Genomic DNA, 17,998 nt, shown 5'->3' on the forward strand with positions numbered 1-17,998 from the left:
ACGACGCAAAATGCGCGAGGGAGGAGGAACGGGATGCTGGGGCTGATGCAGGAATGGCCGCTGCTGTGCCACAAACTGATCGACAACGCCGAACGGCAACATGGGGTGCGCGAGATCGTGTCGCGCTCGATCGAGGGACCGATCGTGCGCACCACCTATGCCGACATCCACCATCGTTCCCTCAAGGTTGCCCAGCGGCTGGAACGCGACGGGTACGGGATGGGCGACCGCATCGCCACGCTGGCCTGGAACACCGCGCGCCACATCGAGGCCTGGTACGGCATCATGGGCATTGGCGCGATCTATCATACGCTCAATCCGCGCCTGTTTCCCGAGCAGATCGTCTGGATCATGAACCACGCCGAGGACAAGGCCGTCTTCGTCGATCTCACCTTCGTGCCGTTGCTCGAAAAGATCGCCAGTGCCGTCAAATCTCTGAAACAGGTGATCGTGCTGACCGACAAGGCGCACATGCCGCAAACCACCTTGCCCAATGCCGTCGCCTACGAGGACTGGCTTGACGGGGTCGATGGCGATTTCGCCTGGAAGACCTTCGACGAAGGCACCGCCGCCGGTATGTGCTATACATCGGGCACGACAGGCGATCCCAAAGGCGTCGTCTACAGCCACCGCTCGAACGTGCTGCACGCCATGATTGCCGCCATGCCCGATGCGATGGGTCTGTCGGCGCGCGACACGATCCTGCCGGTGGTGCCGATGTTCCACGCCAATGCCTGGGGCCTTGGCCAGAGTGCACCGATGATCGGCGCCAAGCTGGTCATGCCCGGCTGCAAGATGGATGGCGCCTCGATCTACGAGTTGCTCGACACCGAGAAGGTGACCCTCAGCGCCGCCGTGCCGACCGTCTGGATGATGCTGCTGCAATATCTGGAGCAGACCGGCAAGACGCTTCCTCATCTGAACAAGGTCGTCATCGGCGGCTCGTCCTGCCCGCGTGCGATCATGACGAAATTCCAAGACAATTATGGGGTCCAGGTCATCCATGCCTGGGGCATGACCGAAATGTCGCCGTTAGGAACGCTATGCACCCTGAAGCCCGAATATGCCGGCCTCGAGGGCGAGGCCCGGCTCGACGTCCAGGGCAAACAGGGCTACCCGCCCTTCGGCGTCGAGATGAAGGTGACCGATGACGACAACAAGGCGCAACCGTGGGACGGCAGGACATTTGGCCGGCTGAAGGTGCGCGGCCCGGCGGTTGCCCGCGCTTACTATGGCGGTGTGGGCGCCGAGCAGTTCGACGAGGACGGCTGGTTCGATACCGGAGACGTCGCCCACATCGATGCCGGTGGCTACATGCAGATCACCGATCGCGCCAAGGACGTCATCAAGTCCGGCGGCGAGTGGATTTCGACCATCGACCTCGAGAATCTGGCTGTCGGTCACCCGGATGTGGCGGAAGCGGCGGCCATCGGCGTCCACCATTCGAAATGGGGCGAGCGGCCGTTGCTGGTCGTCGTCGCCAAGCCCGGCAAGGAGCCGACCAAGGCTGGTATTCTCGACTTCATGGACGGCAAGGTGGCCAAGTGGTGGATGCCCGACGATGTCGCTTTCGTCGGCGAGATACCGCATACCGCCACCGGCAAGATCCAGAAGATCACCTTGCGCCAGCAGTTCAAGGACTACCGCTTGCCGACGGATTGACGGGGATGTTGCATGTTTCGGCTTCAAGCCGCCGCGAAAAGGCACTAGACCTCGGTCCGGGTTGGGGCAGCGCAGAAAACAATGGTTAGCATTTCCGAACGGCAAACGTCGAAGGCGGCCGGCTGGTCGCGGCGCACGGCCGCATTTTCGGCGGTGCTGTTGCTGACCGACTATGTCGGCCATCGCTTCGGTCTTGTCGAAACGCCGGTGTTCCTGTGGGTGCTGGGCATTGTTGCGCTGCTGGCGGCGCTGGCGCTGTTGTTCGCCGCCTTTGCCTTTTCGAGACTGTGGAATTTCGGTGATCGCGGCGGCCGCGACCTGACCCTCGGCGTCTTGCTGGCCCTGTTGGTGCTGGTCCCCTACGGCGTTGCCGCCTACTGGGCCACGATCTATCCGCCGCTCAGGGACATCTCGACCGACCTCGAGGAACCGCCGGCGCTCGACATCAGCGACCGGACGAAGGACATGAACGTGCTCTCCCCGCCGACGCCGGGCGAACAGCGGCTGCAGACCGACAGCTATCCGCTTGTCACCGCGCGCAGCTACGACCTGCCCTTCGAGACCATCGTCAACGCCGTTGAAACCGTGCTCGACCGGCGCGGCTGGGACCTTTCCCAGCCATACCCCGACCTCGCCGGGCAGAGCGACGTGACCATCACCGCAGTTGCCTCGAGCTTCGTGCTCGGCCTTCCCGCCGACGTGGCGATCCGCGTGACGGATGACGGGGACACGATCATCGTCGACATGCGGTCGGCGTCGCGTTATGGCCGCTACGACCTTGGCGACAATGCCGCGCGCGTCACCGATTTCCTGGCGGAACTCGATCAGGAAGTCGCCGGCCAGGTCGGTGCGGCTCCAGCCGAATAGTCGGTTTCCTCCGGATATGCGTTTGCGTCCGGGGAAGCCGATCAGGCAGGCGCGAAAATGCCGTCGATGGCGGGGGCGGCGTCTGTCGACACCATGCCGCGCGCCACCAGGTCCTCGAGATGGGCAAGCACCGATAGCCCGGCAGCGCCGTGCAGCCGCGGATCGGTATCACTGTAGATCGCCTTGACCATGTCGGGGATCGTCCGGTCACCGGTCCTGACCCGCTCCAGTATGGCTCGTTCGCGCATCTTGCGATGCGTCTTCAGCCCGCGCATGAAGTTGCGCGGCTCCGTCACTGGTCCGCCATGGCCAGGCAGCAGCAGGCGATCGCCGCGCTCGATCAGCCGGTCCAGCGACGCCATGTAATCGGCCATTGCCCCGTCCGGCGGCGCGACGATGGACGTCGCCCATGCCATGACATGATCGGCCGAGAACAGGATGCCGGTTCCTTCCAGCGCGAATGCCGCGTGATTGGCGGTGTGGCCGGGGGTCAGAACCGTCCGGATCGCCCAGCCGTCGCCGGCGACCAACGCCCCGTCCGGCAGCGCGATATCCGGAACGAAAGCAGTGTCGGCGCTGGCATCGAGCGCATTGATTTCGCCGGTGTGCAGCGGCCTTGCCGGCCGATGCGGGCCCTCCGCCAGCACGGCGGCGCCGGTGCGCTCTTTCAGCCGTGTCGCCAGCGGTGAATGGTCACGATGCGTATGGCTGACGAAGATATGGCTGACCGGCCTGCCGGCGATCACGTCGAGCAAGGTCCGCAGATGCGCTTCGTCATCCGGCCCGGGGTCGACGACCGCCAGCGTGTCGCGCCCGATGATGTAAGAGTTTGTGCCGTGAAAGGTAAACGGGCTCGGATTTCGGGCCGTGATGCGCCGCACATCGGCTGCCACGTCTATCCCGTGACCGTAGCCGGGATCGAAACTGGTATCGAATTTGAGAGCCGCGTCTTTTCGAACCATGTCTTTTCGAACCAAGTCTTTTCGACCATGCCTTTTCGACCATGCCGGGCACATTGTTTCCTGGAACAATGTAGGCACTTTGTTCCAGGAACGGCAAAACCGATTGCCGCATAGCACGCAAGCCAATATAGGAAAATGCTGAGACCGCGATTGTTGGATCGCGACAAATCGGATTGGGGAAGACCATGGCAACTGCAACGACGATGCGCCCGCTTGTTTCTCTGGCTCTGCCGCAAGAAGGCGCGGCGCGACTGGCAACGCAGTTTCTCCTGGCGATTGCCGGAACGCTGCTGCTGACGCTGTCCGCCAAGACCAGGGTGGTGCTGGGTCCGGTCGATATCTCGATGCAGACGCTCGCCGTATTCCTGATCGCCGCCGCCTTCGGCATGCGTCTCGGCGTTGCCACCCTGCTGCTTTATATGGCGGAGGGCGCGATGGGCTTCCCGGTCTTCCAGGGCACGCCGGAGAAGGGTATCGGCATTGCCTATATGGTCGGGCCGACCGGCGGCTATCTCGCTGGCTTCGTCGTCATGGCCGCTATTGTCGGCTGGGCCGCCGATCGCGGCTGGGATCGCCATCCGATCAAGCTTGTCAATGCGATGCTGGTTGCCGAAGTCGTGATGATGGCAATGGGCTTCGCCTGGCTGGCCGTGCTCATCGGTCCGGAGAAGTCCTGGCAGTTCGGCGTCGTGCCGTTCATCGTCGGCGACCTGATCAAGGTTGCGCTCGCGGCGAGCCTGGTGCCGGCCGTCTGGTCGCTGCTGAAGCGCTCCTGAGTTCCCTCAGCAAGCCGGTATACCGTAGACGTCAGGGGTCCACTCCCGGAGACGGTCGTTTCTGATGAAGGTTCTGGTCACCGGCGTCGCCGGCTTCATAGGCTATCATGTCGCCAGGCGGCTCCTGGAGCGCGGCGACGAGGTCGTCGGCGTCGACAGCATCAACGACTATTATGATCCGCGCCTCAAGCGGGCGCGGCTGCGGCTTCTGGCCGAGGCGAGCCGAAGCACCAATGCCGGCTATCATTTCATCCAAGGCAATCTCGCCGACAGGACCGTGGTTGACGGCTGCTTTGCCGACCACGCCTTCGACCGGGTAATCCATCTCGCCGCCCAGGCCGGGGTGCGCTACAGCCTGGAAAATCCGCGCGCCTATGTCGAAAGCAACATCGTCGCTTTCACCAACATGCTCGAGGCCTGCCGCCACAGCCGTGTCGGACACCTGACCTATGCCAGCACCTCGAGCGTTTACGGCGCCAACACCGACATGCCGTTTTCCGAACATCGCCCGGCCGACCACCCGCTGCAGTTCTACGCCGCGACCAAGCGCGCCAACGAGCTGATGGCGCACAGCTACAGCCACCTGTTCGGGCTGCCGACCACTGGTTTGCGCTTTTTCACCGTATACGGTCCCTGGGGCCGTCCCGACATGGCGCTGTTCCTGTTCACCAGGAGCATCTTGGCCGGCGAGCCGGTCAAGCTGTTCAACAACGGCAATCACACGCGCGACTTCACCTATGTCGAGGACATTGCCGAAGGCGTTGTCCGCGCCAGCGACAGCCCCGCCGCGGCCAACCCTGCCTGGGATTCCGGCCATCCGGACCCGGCGACGAGCAGCGCGCCCTGGCGCATCTTCAACATCGGCAACAACAACCCGGTGAAGCTGGCCGCCTATGTCGAGGCGCTGGAAAACGCGCTTGGCCGCAAGGCCATCGTCGAACTCCTGCCGCTGCAGGCAGGCGACGTGCCCGACACCTTCGCCGACACCTCCGCACTTCAACAGGCCGTCGGCTACCGCCCCGGCACGTCCGTTTCCGAGGGGGTAGGGCGGTTCGTGGAATGGTATCTGGCGTATTTTGGACGGGAATAGCGGGGTCGCTCTTTGCACGAAATAGTCCGCCCGTTTGCGGGACGCCGCATTGACAAGCCATTGCATGAAACCTAAGCACAGGCACTCAAGGCCGGGGGGCTTTGGCATGTCGAGGAGAGCTTCTTGAAAGGAATTATCCTTGCTGGAGGCAGCGGAACGCGTCTTTATCCACTAACGTTAGCAGTCTCTAAGCAGATCCTCCCGATCTACGACAAGCCGATGATCTATTATCCGCTGAGCGTGCTGATGCTCGCGGGGATCCGCGAAATTTTGATTATTTCGACGCCGCGTGATCTGCCCGCCTTCCGTGAGTTGCTGGGCGACGGATCGGAGTTCGGCCTGGCGCTGTCCTACGCCGAGCAGCCTCAGCCCAATGGCCTCGCGGAAGCCTTCATCATTGGCCGGGATTTCATCGGCAAGGACAGCGTCTCGATGATCCTGGGCGACAACATCTATTTTGGCGACGGGCTGTCGCAGCTTTGCCGCACCGCGGCATCGCGTGAGATGGGTGCTTCGGTGTTCGCCTACCATGTCGAGGATCCCGAACGCTATGGCGTGGTGTCCTTCGACAAGGCCACCGGAACCGCGCTGACGATCGAGGAGAAGCCACAGAAGCCGAAGTCCAACTGGGCCGTCACGGGTCTCTATTTCTACGACAATCAGGTCGTCGACATCGCCCCCACCATCCGGCCCTCGGCACGTGGCGAACTCGAGATCACGGCGGTGAACAACGTCTATCTCGAGCGCGGCCTGCTCCATGTTCACCGGTTGGGGCGTGGCTACGCGTGGCTCGACACGGGCACGCATGACAGCCTGCATGAAGCCTCTTCCTTCGTGCGCACCATCGAGCACCGCCAGGGCATCAAGGTCGCCTGTCCGGAGGAAATCGCCTTCGAACAGGGCTGGCTGACGGCGGACAAGGTGCTGGAGCGCGCGAGCCGCCTGGGAAAGAACGAATACGCGGCTTATCTGCGCCGGCGTGTCGCCGATCTTTCGGAGGGGTAGATGCTGGAGGTGAGATCGCTTGGCATCGACGGGGTGCTGGAAATCGTTCCGAAGCGGCATGGCGATGCGCGCGGCTTCTTCATGGAAACCTACAACGCCGAGCGCTTTGCGCAGGCCGGCATCGACCTCGTGTTCGTGCAGGACAACCATTCCTATTCCGCCGCGGCGGGCGTGCTGCGCGGGTTGCACTACCAGCTTGCACCGCGCGCTCAGGACAAGCTGCTGCGCGTCATCCGTGGCAGCGTCCTAGACGTAGCGGTCGATATTCGCCGGGGCTCGAAGACCTTTGGAAAATGGGTCGCTCTCGAAGTATCGGCTGAGAAGGGCAACCAGATCCTGGTGCCGAAGGGCTTTGCGCATGGCTTCGTGACGCTCGTGCCCGACACCGAGGTCCTGTATAAGGTGACCGACATCTATTCGCCCGAGCATGACCGCTCGATCCGTTTCGATGATCCGGTCATCGGCATAGAATGGCCGTCGCTGGCGAGCGGGTTCCAGCTTTCGGACAAGGATCTCAAGGCGCCGCTGCTCGCCGCCGCCGAGGTGTTTGCCTGATGTTGCCAAAGGTGCGTGAGGACAGCAGCATGAATTTTCTGGTGACGGGCGGAGCCGGCTTCATCGGTTCGGCGGTGTGCCGGCACCTGTGCGCTAATCCGGCCTACCGGGTGACCAATCTCGACAAGCTGACCTACGCGGGCAACCTGGCCTCGCTGCGGCCGATCGAGAATGCCCACAATTACAGCTTCGCCCATGCCGACATCTGCGACGAGCGGGCGGTACTGGACCTATTGCGCCGCAACGATATCGACATCGTCATGAACCTCGCCGCCGAGAGCCATGTCGACCGCTCGATCGACGGACCTGGCGCCTTCATCGAGACCAACATCGTCGGCACCTACAAAATGCTCAATGCCGCGCTGGAATACTGGCGTGGCCTTTCCGACGAGAGGAAAAGCCGCTTCCGCTTCCATCACGTCTCGACCGACGAGGTGTTCGGCGACTTGCCTTTCGACGGCGGCATGTTCGTCGAGGAGACCCCTTACGCGCCGTCGTCGCCCTATTCGGCCTCGAAGGCGGCCTCGGACCATCTCGTGCGTGCCTGGCACGAGACCTATGGCCTGCCGGTGGTGCTTTCCAACTGTTCCAACAATTACGGCCCCTATCATTTCCCCGAGAAGCTGATCCCGCTCGTCATCCTCAACGCGCTCGATGAAAAGCCGCTGCCTGTCTACGGCGCAGGCGCCAATGTGCGCGACTGGCTGTTCGTCGAGGATCACGCGCGGGCCCTGGAACTCATTGCCACCAAGGGCACGCCGGGCGAGAGCTACAATGTCGGCGGCAATTCTGAACGCACGAACCTCGCCGTTGTCGAGACGATCTGCGACCTGCTCGACATCAGGCGTCCCCGCGCCGATGGCAAGCGCTATCGCGACCTGATCACCTTCGTCAATGACCGCCCCGGCCACGACCGCCGTTATGCCATCGATGCCTCCAAGATCAGCCGCGAGCTCGGCTGGGCGCCAAGCGAGAATTTCGACAGCGGCCTGGCGCGGACGGTGGACTGGTTCCTGGACAACAAATGGTGGTGGGGGCCGATCCGCGAGCAGCGCTATGCCGGCGAAAGGCTGGGCGAAGCACGCAAGGAGAGCGCGTGAGGATCGTTGTCACCGGACGCGACGGCCAGGTCGCGGCAAGCCTGCTGGAGGCTGGCCAGAGCCGCGCCGATGTGGAAGTCATCGCCATCGGCCGGCCGGAGTTCGACCTGGCAAGACCCGATACCGTCTTTGACGCCATCTCGGCGGCCAAGCCGGATGTCGTCGTATCGGCCGCCGCCTACACCGCCGTGGATCAGGCCGAGGACGAGCCCGATCTGGCCTTTGCCGTCAACGCGACCGGCGCCGGCAAGGTGGCCGAAGCGGCGGCACGGCTCGGCGTTCCCGTCATCCATCTTTCGACCGACTATGTCTTCGACGGAACCAAGCCCGAGCCCTATGTCGAGACCGACGCGACCGCGCCGCTGGGCGCCTATGGCGCCTCCAAGCTCGCCGGCGAGCAGGCCGTGGCCGCCGCCAATCCGCGCCACCTGATCTTGCGCACCGCCTGGGTCTACAGCCCGTTCGGCCGGAATTTCGTGAAAACCATGCTGCGGCTGGCCGCCGACCGCGACGAGGTCTCGGTGGTGGCCGATCAATGGGGAAACCCGACCTCGGCGCTTGATATCGCTGACGCGATCCTGCATGCGGCGGCCATGCTGCACCGCAACAAGGATATCGCTGTGTTCGGCACCTATCATCTGGCCGGCACGGGCGAGACCAACTGGAGCGGCTTTGCCCGTCATATACTGGACACAAGCCTGGCGTTTGGTGGTCCTTGGGCGCGGGTCCGGGACATTGCCACGATGGACTATCCCACCAAGGCACGCCGCCCCGCCAATTCCAGGCTATCGAGCGCGAAGTTTGCCTCCACCTTCGGATGGACGGCGCCGCACTGGCGGCAATCGACGGAAGCGGTGGTGAAGTATCTTGCCGGCGGTGGCGCGGAGGGCGCGGTATGACCGCAGCTACGAAGGGGCGGAAGAGCCAGGCTCGTAAAACACAGTCCGGGTTGTACGCCGAACCAATGGACTCTAGCGCGCCAGGTGAGCGTACAGTCTTGGACCTTCCCGAGGCTCTGCTGAACGACGATCTGGCGCCGCTGTTCTGGCGACCGGAGCGGATGGATCAGCCAACAATTGCATGGCTCGGTCACACCCCGTTCGCCCACTGGTTGATCGGCGCCCAACATCCACGCGTTCTTGTCGAGTTAGGCACTCATGCAGGCGTCTCCTACTCTGCTTTCTGCTCCGCTGTCCTGAAGGGAAAGACCGGGACGCGCTGCTTTGCGGTGGACACGTGGAGGGGCGATGAGCAGGCAGGGATCTACTCCGAGGCGATATTTGAGGACTTCAAGCGCTTTCATGACGAGCGCTATGCTGAATTTTCGGAGCTGCTACGATGCACGTTCGACGAGGCGTCGACCCAGTTTGCGGACTCCAGCATAGATCTGCTGCATATCGACGGCCTCCACACCTACGAGGCCGTTCGGCACGATTTCGAACAGTGGTTCTCAAAGCTCTCGGACCGGGCGATCGTCCTGTTCCACGACACAAATGAACGACAGGCAGACTTTGGGGTCTGGAAGTTATGGGAAGAATTGCGGGGCAAATACCCCTCGTTCGAGTTTCCCCACAGTCACGGCCTCGGCGTCCTGCTGGTGGGAAAGAACCCAGCGGAAGCCATTGCCCAATTGTGCCAGCTCGACAGTGCCGACGAGGCGATTGTCCAGCGCCGAATGGAGCTCTTCGGCGATCGCTGGCGCGTCGAAGCGGCGAAGACGTTGGAAATTCAACGTCTCTCTCGCACACTGCCTACCGATGTCAGCGCACTTAACGCGGAATTAGCGGCGGCTCGCAAGCAAATCCGAGCCGGTATGCAAGCGCTGGAGAAGGCCAACACAAATCTCGTTGCAAGAGACGAGGACATAGCGGCGCTTGAACATAAGGTGCAGGAGCGCGATCAGCAGACGGCACTGTTAAATCGCGAAATCGAATTGATTCACAGCAGCCGGATCTGGCGCTATGGATCGTTCCTGCGAAGACTTGCGTCATTTCCGAATGCGGCGACTTTATATGCCGGACGGACCATCGCGTTGCGCGCGCTCCATCATTTGGAAGGCTTGCCATTGGGCAAGCGAGTTACGGAGTGGACAATAACGGGTGATGATCCGCAGTTCGAACTTCTCTGGCGGGGCTCCCAGCCGTTGCCCCCCGGGCACTACCGGCTCAGCGCGTATGTGCCGGCCGAAGCGGAGGCGTTGACTGACGCGCGCCTTTATGTCGACAGCGGCAGGGGGTACAACGAAATCGAACGGATCGATCTGCGGTTTCGTTCGAACGGCAAAGGTCTGGCCGCGTCGACCTTCCCGCTTAGCGTAGCAGCCTCGAAACTGCGTTTCGATCCAAGCGACCGTTCCACCCAGATCACGATCGGCCGCATCCGTTTGCGTCGGCTGGCACGGGTTGAATATTATGCTTGCCTCATCGCGAGAATCCTCGCCCGCCACGTGAAAAGCCCTGGTTCCCTCGTGCGGTCTGCCGCGCGTGGAGTAAAACTCTTGAGGCAAAGTGGCCTCCGGGGGTTTGCGGCCACCCTCCGATCAGCGGAGGCACGAGGCGCTCTGGGCAGCGTTACTTATGAAGGGTGGATTGCACTCAATGACACGCCGACTGAACAAGACGTTGCGGATTTGAGCCAGCGGTTGGCTCAGCTTGAGAAGAAGCCGCTCATTTCGGTACTCATGCCAGTCTACAATACACCAGAGAGACTCCTGCGGGAAGCGATCGAGAGCGTCCGCGCCCAAATCTACGAGAACTGGGAACTGTGCATTGCGGACGATTGCTCGACGGAGCCGCATGTGCGGCGCGTTTTGAACGAATATGCGAAACGCGATCCTCGTATCAAGGTCGTCTTGCGTGACAAGAACGGCCATATCTCGCGGGCATCCAATTCCGCCCTGGAGATCGTCACCGGCGAGTGGGTTGCGATGCTCGACCACGACGATATTCTCCGCCCGCACGCGCTGGCCGAGATCGTTCTGGAAGTCGATCGCCATCCTGACGCCGAACTGATCTATAGCGATGAAGACAAGATCGATTTGGAGGGCAGGCGTTATGATCCATGCTTCAAGCCGGATTTCTCGCGGGAGCTTTTCCGATCCCAGAACTATCTGAACCATCTCACCGCACACCGGGCGGAAAATATCCGCGCCGCCGGCGGCTGGCGACCCGGCTTCGAGGGCAGCCAGGATTATGACCTCAATCTGCGCGTCATCGAGCGCATTGCCCCTGAGAGAATTCGGCACATTCCGAAAGTGCTCTACCATTGGCGGGCGGTGGAAGGCTCGACGGCGCTTGACGGTTCTCAAAAGAACTACGCCTACATGGCGGGGTTGCGGGCGCTGGACGAACACGTCGAGCGCATGGGCATTCCGGCGAGAGCCGAGGAAGCTCCAGGCATACCCTGTTACCGTCTTCGATTTTTCGTGCCCGAGCCACAGCCGCTTGTGAGCCTTATCGTCCCAACGCGTGACAAGGTCGAACTCCTGCGCCGCTGCGTGGAGTCCATCCGCGAAAAGACAACTTACAGGAACTACGAGATTTTGGTGGTCGACAACGGCTCGGTGGAAGAGGAAACCCTTGCCTATTTCAGCGAGTTGAAGGAAGCGAAGAATGTTCGTGTGCTCCGTTACGACAAACCGTTCAACTATTCTGCGATCAATAACTTCGCCGTGGGGAAAGCGAAGGGATCGATCATCGGTCTTGTCAACAACGACATCGAAGTGATCTCGCCGGACTGGCTTACAGAAATGGTCTCCTGGGCCGTTCAGCCGGATGTGGGCTGCGTCGGCGCAAAGCTCTATTATGGTAATGATACGATTCAGCATGGCGGCGTGATTGTTGGCTTGGGCGGTGTCGCAAATCATTCGCACAAGCATTTCCCACGCCATCATCCAGGGTATTTTTGCAGGCTGAAGGTCCTGCAGAATCTCTCCGCTGTTACGGCAGCCTGTCTCCTGATCCGCAAAAGCTTGTTCAAAGAAGTCGGTGGTCTCAACGAGGTCGACCTGACGGTCGCCTTCAACGATGTGGACCTTTGTCTGAAAGTACAGGAAGCCGGCTACTCAAACGTCTGGACGCCCTATGCCGAGCTTTACCACCTTGAAAGCGTCTCTCGCGGCGTTGAGGATGCTCCGGAAAAAATGGCGCGTTTCAACAGTGAAATTGCGTATATGCAAAGGCGGTGGAAAAAGATCATCGAGCGTGATCCCTTCTATTCGCCGAACTTGACAAAAGCGCGCGAAGATTTCTCGCTAGGCTGATACCGGAAAGAATAGCAATGGCCGAATTCCATTTCGTCGAAGACTACGAAAAGCACGTCGCGAGACTCATGCGCGATCATCCGATCGACGAGGCGATGTCGCTCGACGTCGGTGGCGCCTATGACATTATCGGCCGCATTGAAGCCGAAGCCCTCGTCAAGAACGGCTTGCGCGACGGGATGCGCCTTGCCGATGTCGGCTGCGGTTCCGGGCGCACGGCGGTTGCGCTCGCAAGACGCTTGCGCATCGACTATGACGGTTACGATATCGTTCAGGCTTTGCTCGACTATGCCAGGAGCAAGGCACCCGAAAAGTATAGGTTCCACATGAACCGAGCGGTGAAACTCCCGGCCCCGGACGCAACATTCGACTATGTGTGTGCCTTCAGTCTGTTTACCCACCTTCTGCACGAAGAGACCTTCATCTATATGCGCGACTGTCACCGTGTGCTGAAGAAGGGCGGCAAGCTGCTTTTTTCTTTCCTGGAGTTTCGCATGGCCGCCCTCTGGTCCATTTTTGAGGCGACTGTGAAACAATACGAGGCGAGTACTCGCCCGACTCTCAACATGTTCCTTGAACGCCAGGCCATTGAGGTCTTCGCGGCCAAGATCGGCTTTAGTGTGGAGGCATTCATCGACGCCGACGCTCCGGTTCTCGATGGGCATAAGCTCGGCCAGTCTATGTGCGTGATGGTGAGATAAAGTCAGATGCGATTATTTCAAAAGCCTCGCCCAGCGCTACCACCGCGCACGAAGAAAATCACTTCGGCGTTGAACCTTGCCGGAAAGGGTATCGAATACGGGCCTTTGCACGCGGTACTTTTGCGAAAGGCGCACTATGACGTTTCCTATGTGGACTATGCCGACCGCGCTTACTTGGCCGAGCACTATGCCAACAATCCTGACGTCGATGTCAGCCTAATCCCGGAGATCGACATAGTCACCGGCGGCAAGCTGATTTCTGAATTTCTCCCGGAAGAGTCCATCGACTATGTCGTGGCATCGCATGTAATGGAACATGTGCCTGACTTGCTTGGTTGGCTCGAATCGAATCTGCGTGTACTCAAGCTAGGCGGTCGGATTGCCGTCGCCTTTCCGGACAAGCGCTACTGCTTCGACCTGAAACGAAAAAATAGCACGATTTCTGACGTTATGGCGGCTTACTTGGAGAAGCGCACAAAACCTAGCTTCCAGCAGATTTGTGACCACTTCTGGAATGTTAGCAAGGCCAAGGCGGCGGATTGTTGGAAGAAGTCAACCACTCCCGACAACGCAGAATACGTTCATGACAGAAGGACCATCGTCGATACACTTCGAAAAATGGGGGCAAGGGAAGACTATATCGACTGCCACTGCTGGGTTTTTCCTGACTTCAAATTTCTTGAAACAATGAACGTGATAAGGTCCGTTCACAACGTTGGATTCGAAGTCGTATCGTTTTATCCGACTCAACCAAATACTTTGGAATTTTACGTGACTTTTGAGAAAATTTAAGAGTATTCGCATAATATTTGGAGTTGGTAGGTAACAGTGAGGCGATCGATGGCGCGCTTCGTGTAGTGAAGACAAGGAGCGATTATACCGATTTCGAACCTAGCCAAACACGGGGGTGTGTAGGCAAAATGCTGCAATATGATAAGATATTCTTTCTACATATTCCAAAGACTGCGGGCAGCGCTTTTAACCATATATTCAAACCGCTTTTTGGCCCGGATCGCTATTTTGAGCATATGGAGAGTCAGCCAGAGCTATTTCTATCGGTGCAACAGGACTGTCGCCCCTTCTTTCTGTCTGGGCATGTGTACTTTGAGGCTGCGTGTCCGCTGATCGAGAGGTCCGATGTCTTCACCGTCACCATCCTGCGCGAGCCAGTAGCGCAACTCATTTCACATTTGAAATGGGTAAAGTATGTAGGCAGCCCAAAGTACCCGGATCCGAACGCCATAGATGCCGAGATTTTGGAGTTTGCGCGGGAGCTTTTTCAAGTACCTCTCAATGACACTGAGAGAATCGCCGGTTTTTTGGATCGTCCGCTAGGATTAATGCTCTTTGACAACCTGCAGGTGCGGTACTTGTCTGATCCATTCGTTCCGCGGATCGGTCCAGTGCAAAGAACAAAGGCAGAAAACAATATTAAAAAATTCGATTTATTATTTACATTGGATGATATGGAGAAGGCTATAGAGAATTTGGCCAATAAATTTCCTGGAATTGGAGATATAAATCTATATAATTCGGCCAAGATTGAGGACGAAGTAGATTTGGGAAACGTAGAAATTTTCGAATTCTACCACCGGCGCACCGCATTTGACCGGGATCTCTATTCTGCTGCTCGAGAATTTTCGCTGAAGTTTCATCTTTCGGCAGCAAAGCCCAAAATGCGCTGGTTTTCAAAGTTTGCCTTGGGCAACTGGCCCTGAAACGGCATCGCTCAGGGCCGGGAAAGCTCTTATTTTCGCGCCACTAGAGCTAGCGCCGGTCCATTTGGGTGTGCCGGATGGTCGAATTCGATTGCTTCCACTGTGAAGCCGGAATCGGTGATGGCCCTCATCAGGGAATCTCGGGTAAGCCAAAATGCCCATGGCTTTCCGCCGCCGCAGAAGCCGGCCCAGTTGAGTGCTTCTTCGTAGTTGCGTCTGCACACGGTGTATGAGTTACCGTTGACTTCGATCTCGTACGGCTTCTCGAACTGCTTGGCCAGATTTTCTCGGGTGCGGCGTAGCGAGTCGTCGTAGTAGTGCGTCCAAAGGAAGATCGTATCGGACACCCGAGCAATGTTGCCAAGAAATTCAACGGGGTCGGTCATATGATACAGTATGCCCGACGCCACGCATACATCGAAGCGTTCGCTGGTTTCCGACAGATACTTCATCGCGTCGCCGTAGAGAAATCGGGCACGACTGAGGTTGAAGATTTCCTTGACGCAGAGGCATTTTAGGTAGGATCGCGAATTGGCTTCGACAGCGAGTATCGATTCCGCACCTGCTTGATGCATCATGTAAGTGTGTCCCGCCTCCAGCGGTCCGAGCTCCAGAATGCGCTTGCTGGCAAATCCGCCAATGGTTTTCGAAAGCCAGTCGATGCGGGCGTCTTCAAATAGGGCCGCGCTCCCGGGCGTCGTCGTCGCGCCGGCCGTCGCCGGAAATTTGGACGACCACTCGCCTTTGAAAATATCAATTACATTCTGACTGCTTGGCGCCGTCGTCACGTACGCGTCTAAGATATCCATTTGGGTTCCTTTTTTCGAATGCTAGACGGATTGTAGCGACTTGCACAGGCTGCCCGTAGGCTTCTGAAACGGCGCAGCGTTCGCCGAACCCTTGTCTCATGCCGCAGCTCATTGTTGCGCCGTGTTGGTGGCTCTTGCGACCGATCGCCGTTTCAGGTTTCTCGCCAATGCGAGTGGTGTGATCTATCCCGCGACTCCAGGCTCTCTGAGAACGCATGAAACATTGAGCTCTTTTACAACCGAGGGCTGGCTGTCGGAAACCGGGTCAAGCCGAAACTCATTCTTGAAGCCGTGTGGTTCGATCACGAGGAACCGCACCGCATTCCCATTGCCTGCAGCAATTTGCCGGGTGCGGCTGTTGGCTTCGGAGAAGGTCGAAGCGCCCCACGGAACATAGAAGAGCTGGACAGTCGTGGGGTTTTCAACACCCACGGTGCTATCTACGCGGACTGCCAAGCAGTGATGAAGGTCACCTGCTTGCCCGACCGAAAAAGCCATCTGAACATCCTTGCCGGCGGACAGATTCAGTTGATTGCCAGGGCGGGTCTCGGCTTTCGCGTTGCTCACCGTGACGCCGTCAATTGGCTTGCCCAGCACGTTCCAGGTCGGGTTGCCGGGAGCACGCTCAAGCAGGTCGGGCGGAAAGTAGCGTATGAATGACGCCCCCATTTTCACCGCGTTTGCGTACGCCAGCGTCATGTCGCGAGGATAAAGCGTCGGACAATCGATAGGCCCTCCGATGAGCAGCTTCGCATGTAAACACGCGCCGTTTCGAAGCGTTAGATCAGATGTCTGCCGAAAGTAGGAAGCGTGGGCAAAGACTCCTGCCGCCATGGTGAACACGACGACGCAACTCGTTGCCACCACCGCAACGATGCGAATTGCCCCCATCTTCCTCGGCCACAGCATTGTCGCCATAACGATGGCGCCCGCAAACACCCAGGGCCAAATCAATGTCGCCCAAAAGAAGTGAAAGCGCGCGAAGCCAAAGGCGAAGAGTTGCAAAGGGGTGGATATGTTGGCGGGGCGCAAATCGCTTCGACCGGCGGCGACCATTAGAAGGTAGAAAAATACCGAGGCGAACAAGAGGAGGGTGATCAATCCGGAACGGGCAGGAACCGAATGCCGCGTCTCCGCCGTCTTGACATTGCGCAGGCCGGCTATTGCGACCGTCACGGCAAGGGCCATGCAAAGCAAGACGACCAAAAGAGATCGCAACGGATCCGAACCCGCCAGCATGAGACTGCGGCCTACCTTGCCGAACAAGTAAAACCAGAACTCGGGGCTGTTCGGCAGGGACCAGGGCGTTCCTGTATGCACTTGGCCATGTTGGACGAATACGAGGACGTAACCCTGAACGATGACGGTAATGACGGACGCGCAAAACAGCGCAACTCCGTCAGGAATCAAATCACCAAATGCGCGCCGATTAATCGCGATGCAGACAATGAGTGTGGCGGCCAATGCGAGTAAGGAGAAAGCGCCGGAAGTGTAAGTCAATCCCGAAAGAATGCCCATCACGAACAAAACGAAAGAGCGAACGGGCCACGGCCAGGGGCTTACGACTAAAATGTAAACTGCACCAAGAATGAATATCAGCGGTACAGCTTGGTGATAAGCTATGTTTTGTCGGCCCCAATAGCTATCCGACTGCAGCATAAGCAAAGTGAACGCAAAGGCGCAAGCTGTAAGCAGTCTATCGTCGAGAGCGGACTTGAGGAGGATCCATTGCAATAAAAGGAGGAAACCGAGGGTAGTTGTCATGGAAAGTAGTTGATCTACAACAGAATTTCCTTTGAAAATCATAAAATTAAGAGACTCAAGAAATTTGCCAACGGCGTATAGAGTGTCGTTTGCCGGTGTAAAAAGATATTTAAGACTAAAAGATCCTGATGTTCCGTCAAAGTAGGCGCGCCAGTCATCAAAATATGGAAGGTCTATTCCATAGTTAACCCACTGAACTGCCATCCAAACGAGGCAGGCAATCGGGATGGCGATAAAAAGGGCGATAATGATACGCTCTGCCGGTCTCGGCGTGTGGTGAGGTGGGCGCATGGCATGGGGGGCTACTCCCAGCATGAGGTCCGCCGTTTGAGGCCCGACAGAACGTTTCATCGTTGTCTGCGCAGTATCCATCGAGAAACCAGGAAGTTGAGAATTGTCGTGAAGGCGAGCGTTGAAAAGAACGCCACCGTTCGGCTTTGCAGCAGTTGTTCGAGAAAATGAAGAGTTGCCAACCCGACAACAAACACGGCGGCGACCGAACCGCCGATCGCCAGTCGGTCCGCCAAGCCCGTACGGCCTCCGGGAAAGACACGATCGGGATAAAACGTCATCACAAATACGAGGCCTACCAACCAGGCGAGGCCGTAAGACAAGCTCGAAGTGAGCACGGTGAGGCCAGCGAAATATACGATACTGGTCAGGGCGGTGTTCAGGCCGCCGGCAACGAGGAACCGGGCAGCGTCTCCACCAATTCGATCAGCGGCCAT

The 17,998-nt window shown here is 58.9% G+C and carries 16 protein-coding genes; 12 read left to right on the forward strand and 4 right to left on the reverse strand.

Annotation, left to right across the window (positions count from 1 at the left end; translation table 11 throughout):
- The first annotated feature begins 33 nt into the window (after window positions 1-33).
- Together X741_RS157000 and X741_RS156995 are read left to right on the forward strand one after the other, a co-directional pair.
- A complete protein-coding gene (locus X741_RS157000; protein WP_023777232.1) occupies window positions 34-1,662 on the forward strand; it encodes a fatty-acid--CoA ligase in 1,629 nt (542 codons plus the stop codon).
- A gap of 81 nt (window positions 1,663-1,743) precedes the next feature.
- Window positions 1,744-2,529, forward strand: a complete 786-nt coding sequence (locus X741_RS156995) for a DUF1499 domain-containing protein (protein WP_023777233.1) — start codon at window positions 1,744-1,746, stop codon at window positions 2,527-2,529.
- Between the two features lie 41 nt (window positions 2,530-2,570).
- Here X741_RS156995 and X741_RS156990 read toward each other — a convergent pair whose 3' ends face one another.
- On the reverse strand, window positions 2,571-3,491 hold the full coding sequence (locus X741_RS156990; protein ID WP_023777234.1) for an MBL fold metallo-hydrolase: 921 nt from the start codon (window positions 3,489-3,491) through the stop codon (window positions 2,571-2,573).
- A 185-nt stretch (window positions 3,492-3,676) separates the two neighbouring features.
- On the opposite strand from X741_RS156990, the gene X741_RS156985 reads away from it, so the two are divergent.
- The 10 genes from X741_RS156985 to X741_RS156950 all read left to right on the forward strand — a co-directional run bounded on the left by X741_RS156985 (window position 3,677) and on the right by X741_RS156950 (window position 14,697).
- Window positions 3,677-4,267: a biotin transporter BioY gene (locus tag X741_RS156985; RefSeq protein WP_023764453.1), complete on the forward strand. Its 591-nt coding sequence runs from the start codon at window positions 3,677-3,679 to the stop codon at window positions 4,265-4,267.
- A gap of 64 nt (window positions 4,268-4,331) precedes the next feature.
- Window positions 4,332-5,357, forward strand: a complete 1,026-nt coding sequence (locus tag X741_RS156980) for an NAD-dependent epimerase (RefSeq protein WP_023777235.1) — start codon at window positions 4,332-4,334, stop codon at window positions 5,355-5,357.
- A gap of 123 nt (window positions 5,358-5,480) precedes the next feature.
- A complete protein-coding gene (rfbA, locus tag X741_RS156975) occupies window positions 5,481-6,362 on the forward strand; it encodes a glucose-1-phosphate thymidylyltransferase RfbA (RefSeq protein ID WP_023777236.1) in 882 nt (293 codons plus the stop codon).
- A complete protein-coding gene (gene rfbC / locus X741_RS156970; RefSeq protein WP_023777237.1) occupies window positions 6,363-6,917 on the forward strand; it encodes a dTDP-4-dehydrorhamnose 3,5-epimerase in 555 nt (184 codons plus the stop codon).
- A 29-nt stretch (window positions 6,918-6,946) separates the two neighbouring features.
- Window positions 6,947-8,017: a dTDP-glucose 4,6-dehydratase gene (rfbB, locus tag X741_RS156965; RefSeq protein ID WP_023777238.1), complete on the forward strand. Its 1,071-nt coding sequence runs from the start codon at window positions 6,947-6,949 to the stop codon at window positions 8,015-8,017.
- Window positions 8,014-8,916, forward strand: coding sequence for a dTDP-4-dehydrorhamnose reductase (gene rfbD / locus X741_RS156960; protein WP_023777239.1), 903 nt, complete (start codon window positions 8,014-8,016; stop codon window positions 8,914-8,916). The genes rfbB and rfbD overlap by 4 nt, the downstream gene beginning before the upstream one ends.
- Before the next feature lie 98 nt (window positions 8,917-9,014).
- Entirely contained in the window at window positions 9,015-12,278 is a 3,264-nt protein-coding gene (locus tag X741_RS1000000169675) for a glycosyltransferase (RefSeq protein WP_198023946.1), read from the forward strand.
- A gap of 17 nt (window positions 12,279-12,295) precedes the next feature.
- Entirely contained in the window at window positions 12,296-12,979 is a 684-nt protein-coding gene (locus tag X741_RS156955; protein WP_023777241.1) for a class I SAM-dependent methyltransferase, read from the forward strand.
- A 6-nt stretch (window positions 12,980-12,985) separates the two neighbouring features.
- Window positions 12,986-13,771 carry a class I SAM-dependent methyltransferase gene (locus X741_RS1000000167470; RefSeq protein ID WP_023777242.1) on the forward strand — a complete coding sequence of 262 codons (786 nt, stop codon included), beginning with the start codon at window positions 12,986-12,988 and terminating at the stop codon, window positions 13,769-13,771.
- 128 nt (window positions 13,772-13,899) lie between these two features.
- Window positions 13,900-14,697, forward strand: coding sequence for a sulfotransferase family 2 domain-containing protein (locus X741_RS156950; protein ID WP_023777243.1), 798 nt, complete (start codon window positions 13,900-13,902; stop codon window positions 14,695-14,697).
- Between the two features lie 29 nt (window positions 14,698-14,726).
- Here X741_RS156950 and X741_RS156945 read toward each other — a convergent pair whose 3' ends face one another.
- The 3 genes from X741_RS156945 to X741_RS156935 form a co-directional block, all read right to left on the reverse strand.
- Window positions 14,727-15,506, reverse strand: coding sequence for a class I SAM-dependent methyltransferase (locus X741_RS156945; protein ID WP_023777244.1), 780 nt, complete (start codon window positions 15,504-15,506; stop codon window positions 14,727-14,729).
- Between the two features lie 183 nt (window positions 15,507-15,689).
- On the reverse strand, window positions 15,690-17,621 hold the full coding sequence (locus X741_RS156940; RefSeq protein WP_156937867.1) for a hypothetical protein: 1,932 nt from the start codon (window positions 17,619-17,621) through the stop codon (window positions 15,690-15,692).
- Window positions 17,618-17,998 carry a hypothetical protein gene (locus X741_RS156935; protein ID WP_023777246.1) on the reverse strand — a complete coding sequence of 127 codons (381 nt, stop codon included), beginning with the start codon at window positions 17,996-17,998 and terminating at the stop codon, window positions 17,618-17,620. The genes X741_RS156940 and X741_RS156935 overlap by 4 nt, the downstream gene beginning before the upstream one ends.

This window comes from Mesorhizobium sp. LNHC221B00 (assembly GCF_000502935.1).
GTDB lineage: Bacteria > Pseudomonadota > Alphaproteobacteria > Rhizobiales > Rhizobiaceae > Mesorhizobium > Mesorhizobium opportunistum.

What these genes read in the sequence shown, in the direction of transcription:
- X741_RS156995 (WP_023777233.1), top strand. Translation starts at nt 1,744, where the DNA reads ATGGTTAGCATTTCCGAACGGCAAACGTCGAAGGCGGCCGGCTGGTCG.
- X741_RS156955 (WP_023777241.1), top strand. Translation starts at nt 12,296, where the DNA reads ATGGCCGAATTCCATTTCGTCGAAGACTACGAAAAGCACGTCGCGAGA.
- X741_RS156940 (WP_156937867.1), bottom strand. Translation starts at nt 17,621, where the DNA reads ATGAAACGTTCTGTCGGGCCTCAAACGGCGGACCTCATGCTGGGAGTA.
- X741_RS1000000167470 (WP_023777242.1), top strand. Translation starts at nt 12,986, where the DNA reads ATGCGATTATTTCAAAAGCCTCGCCCAGCGCTACCACCGCGCACGAAG.
- X741_RS156935 (WP_023777246.1), bottom strand. Translation starts at nt 17,998, where the DNA reads ATGGCCGCTGATCGAATTGGTGGAGACGCTGCCCGGTTCCTCGTTGCC.
- X741_RS156950 (WP_023777243.1), top strand. Translation starts at nt 13,900, where the DNA reads ATGCTGCAATATGATAAGATATTCTTTCTACATATTCCAAAGACTGCG.
- X741_RS156980 (WP_023777235.1), top strand. Translation starts at nt 4,332, where the DNA reads ATGAAGGTTCTGGTCACCGGCGTCGCCGGCTTCATAGGCTATCATGTC.
- X741_RS156945 (WP_023777244.1), bottom strand. Translation starts at nt 15,506, where the DNA reads ATGGATATCTTAGACGCGTACGTGACGACGGCGCCAAGCAGTCAGAAT.
- X741_RS156990 (WP_023777234.1), bottom strand. Translation starts at nt 3,491, where the DNA reads ATGGTTCGAAAAGACGCGGCTCTCAAATTCGATACCAGTTTCGATCCC.
- rfbC (WP_023777237.1), top strand. Translation starts at nt 6,363, where the DNA reads ATGCTGGAGGTGAGATCGCTTGGCATCGACGGGGTGCTGGAAATCGTT.
- X741_RS156985 (WP_023764453.1), top strand. Translation starts at nt 3,677, where the DNA reads ATGGCAACTGCAACGACGATGCGCCCGCTTGTTTCTCTGGCTCTGCCG.
- rfbB (WP_023777238.1), top strand. Translation starts at nt 6,947, where the DNA reads ATGAATTTTCTGGTGACGGGCGGAGCCGGCTTCATCGGTTCGGCGGTG.
- X741_RS157000 (WP_023777232.1), top strand. Translation starts at nt 34, where the DNA reads ATGCTGGGGCTGATGCAGGAATGGCCGCTGCTGTGCCACAAACTGATC.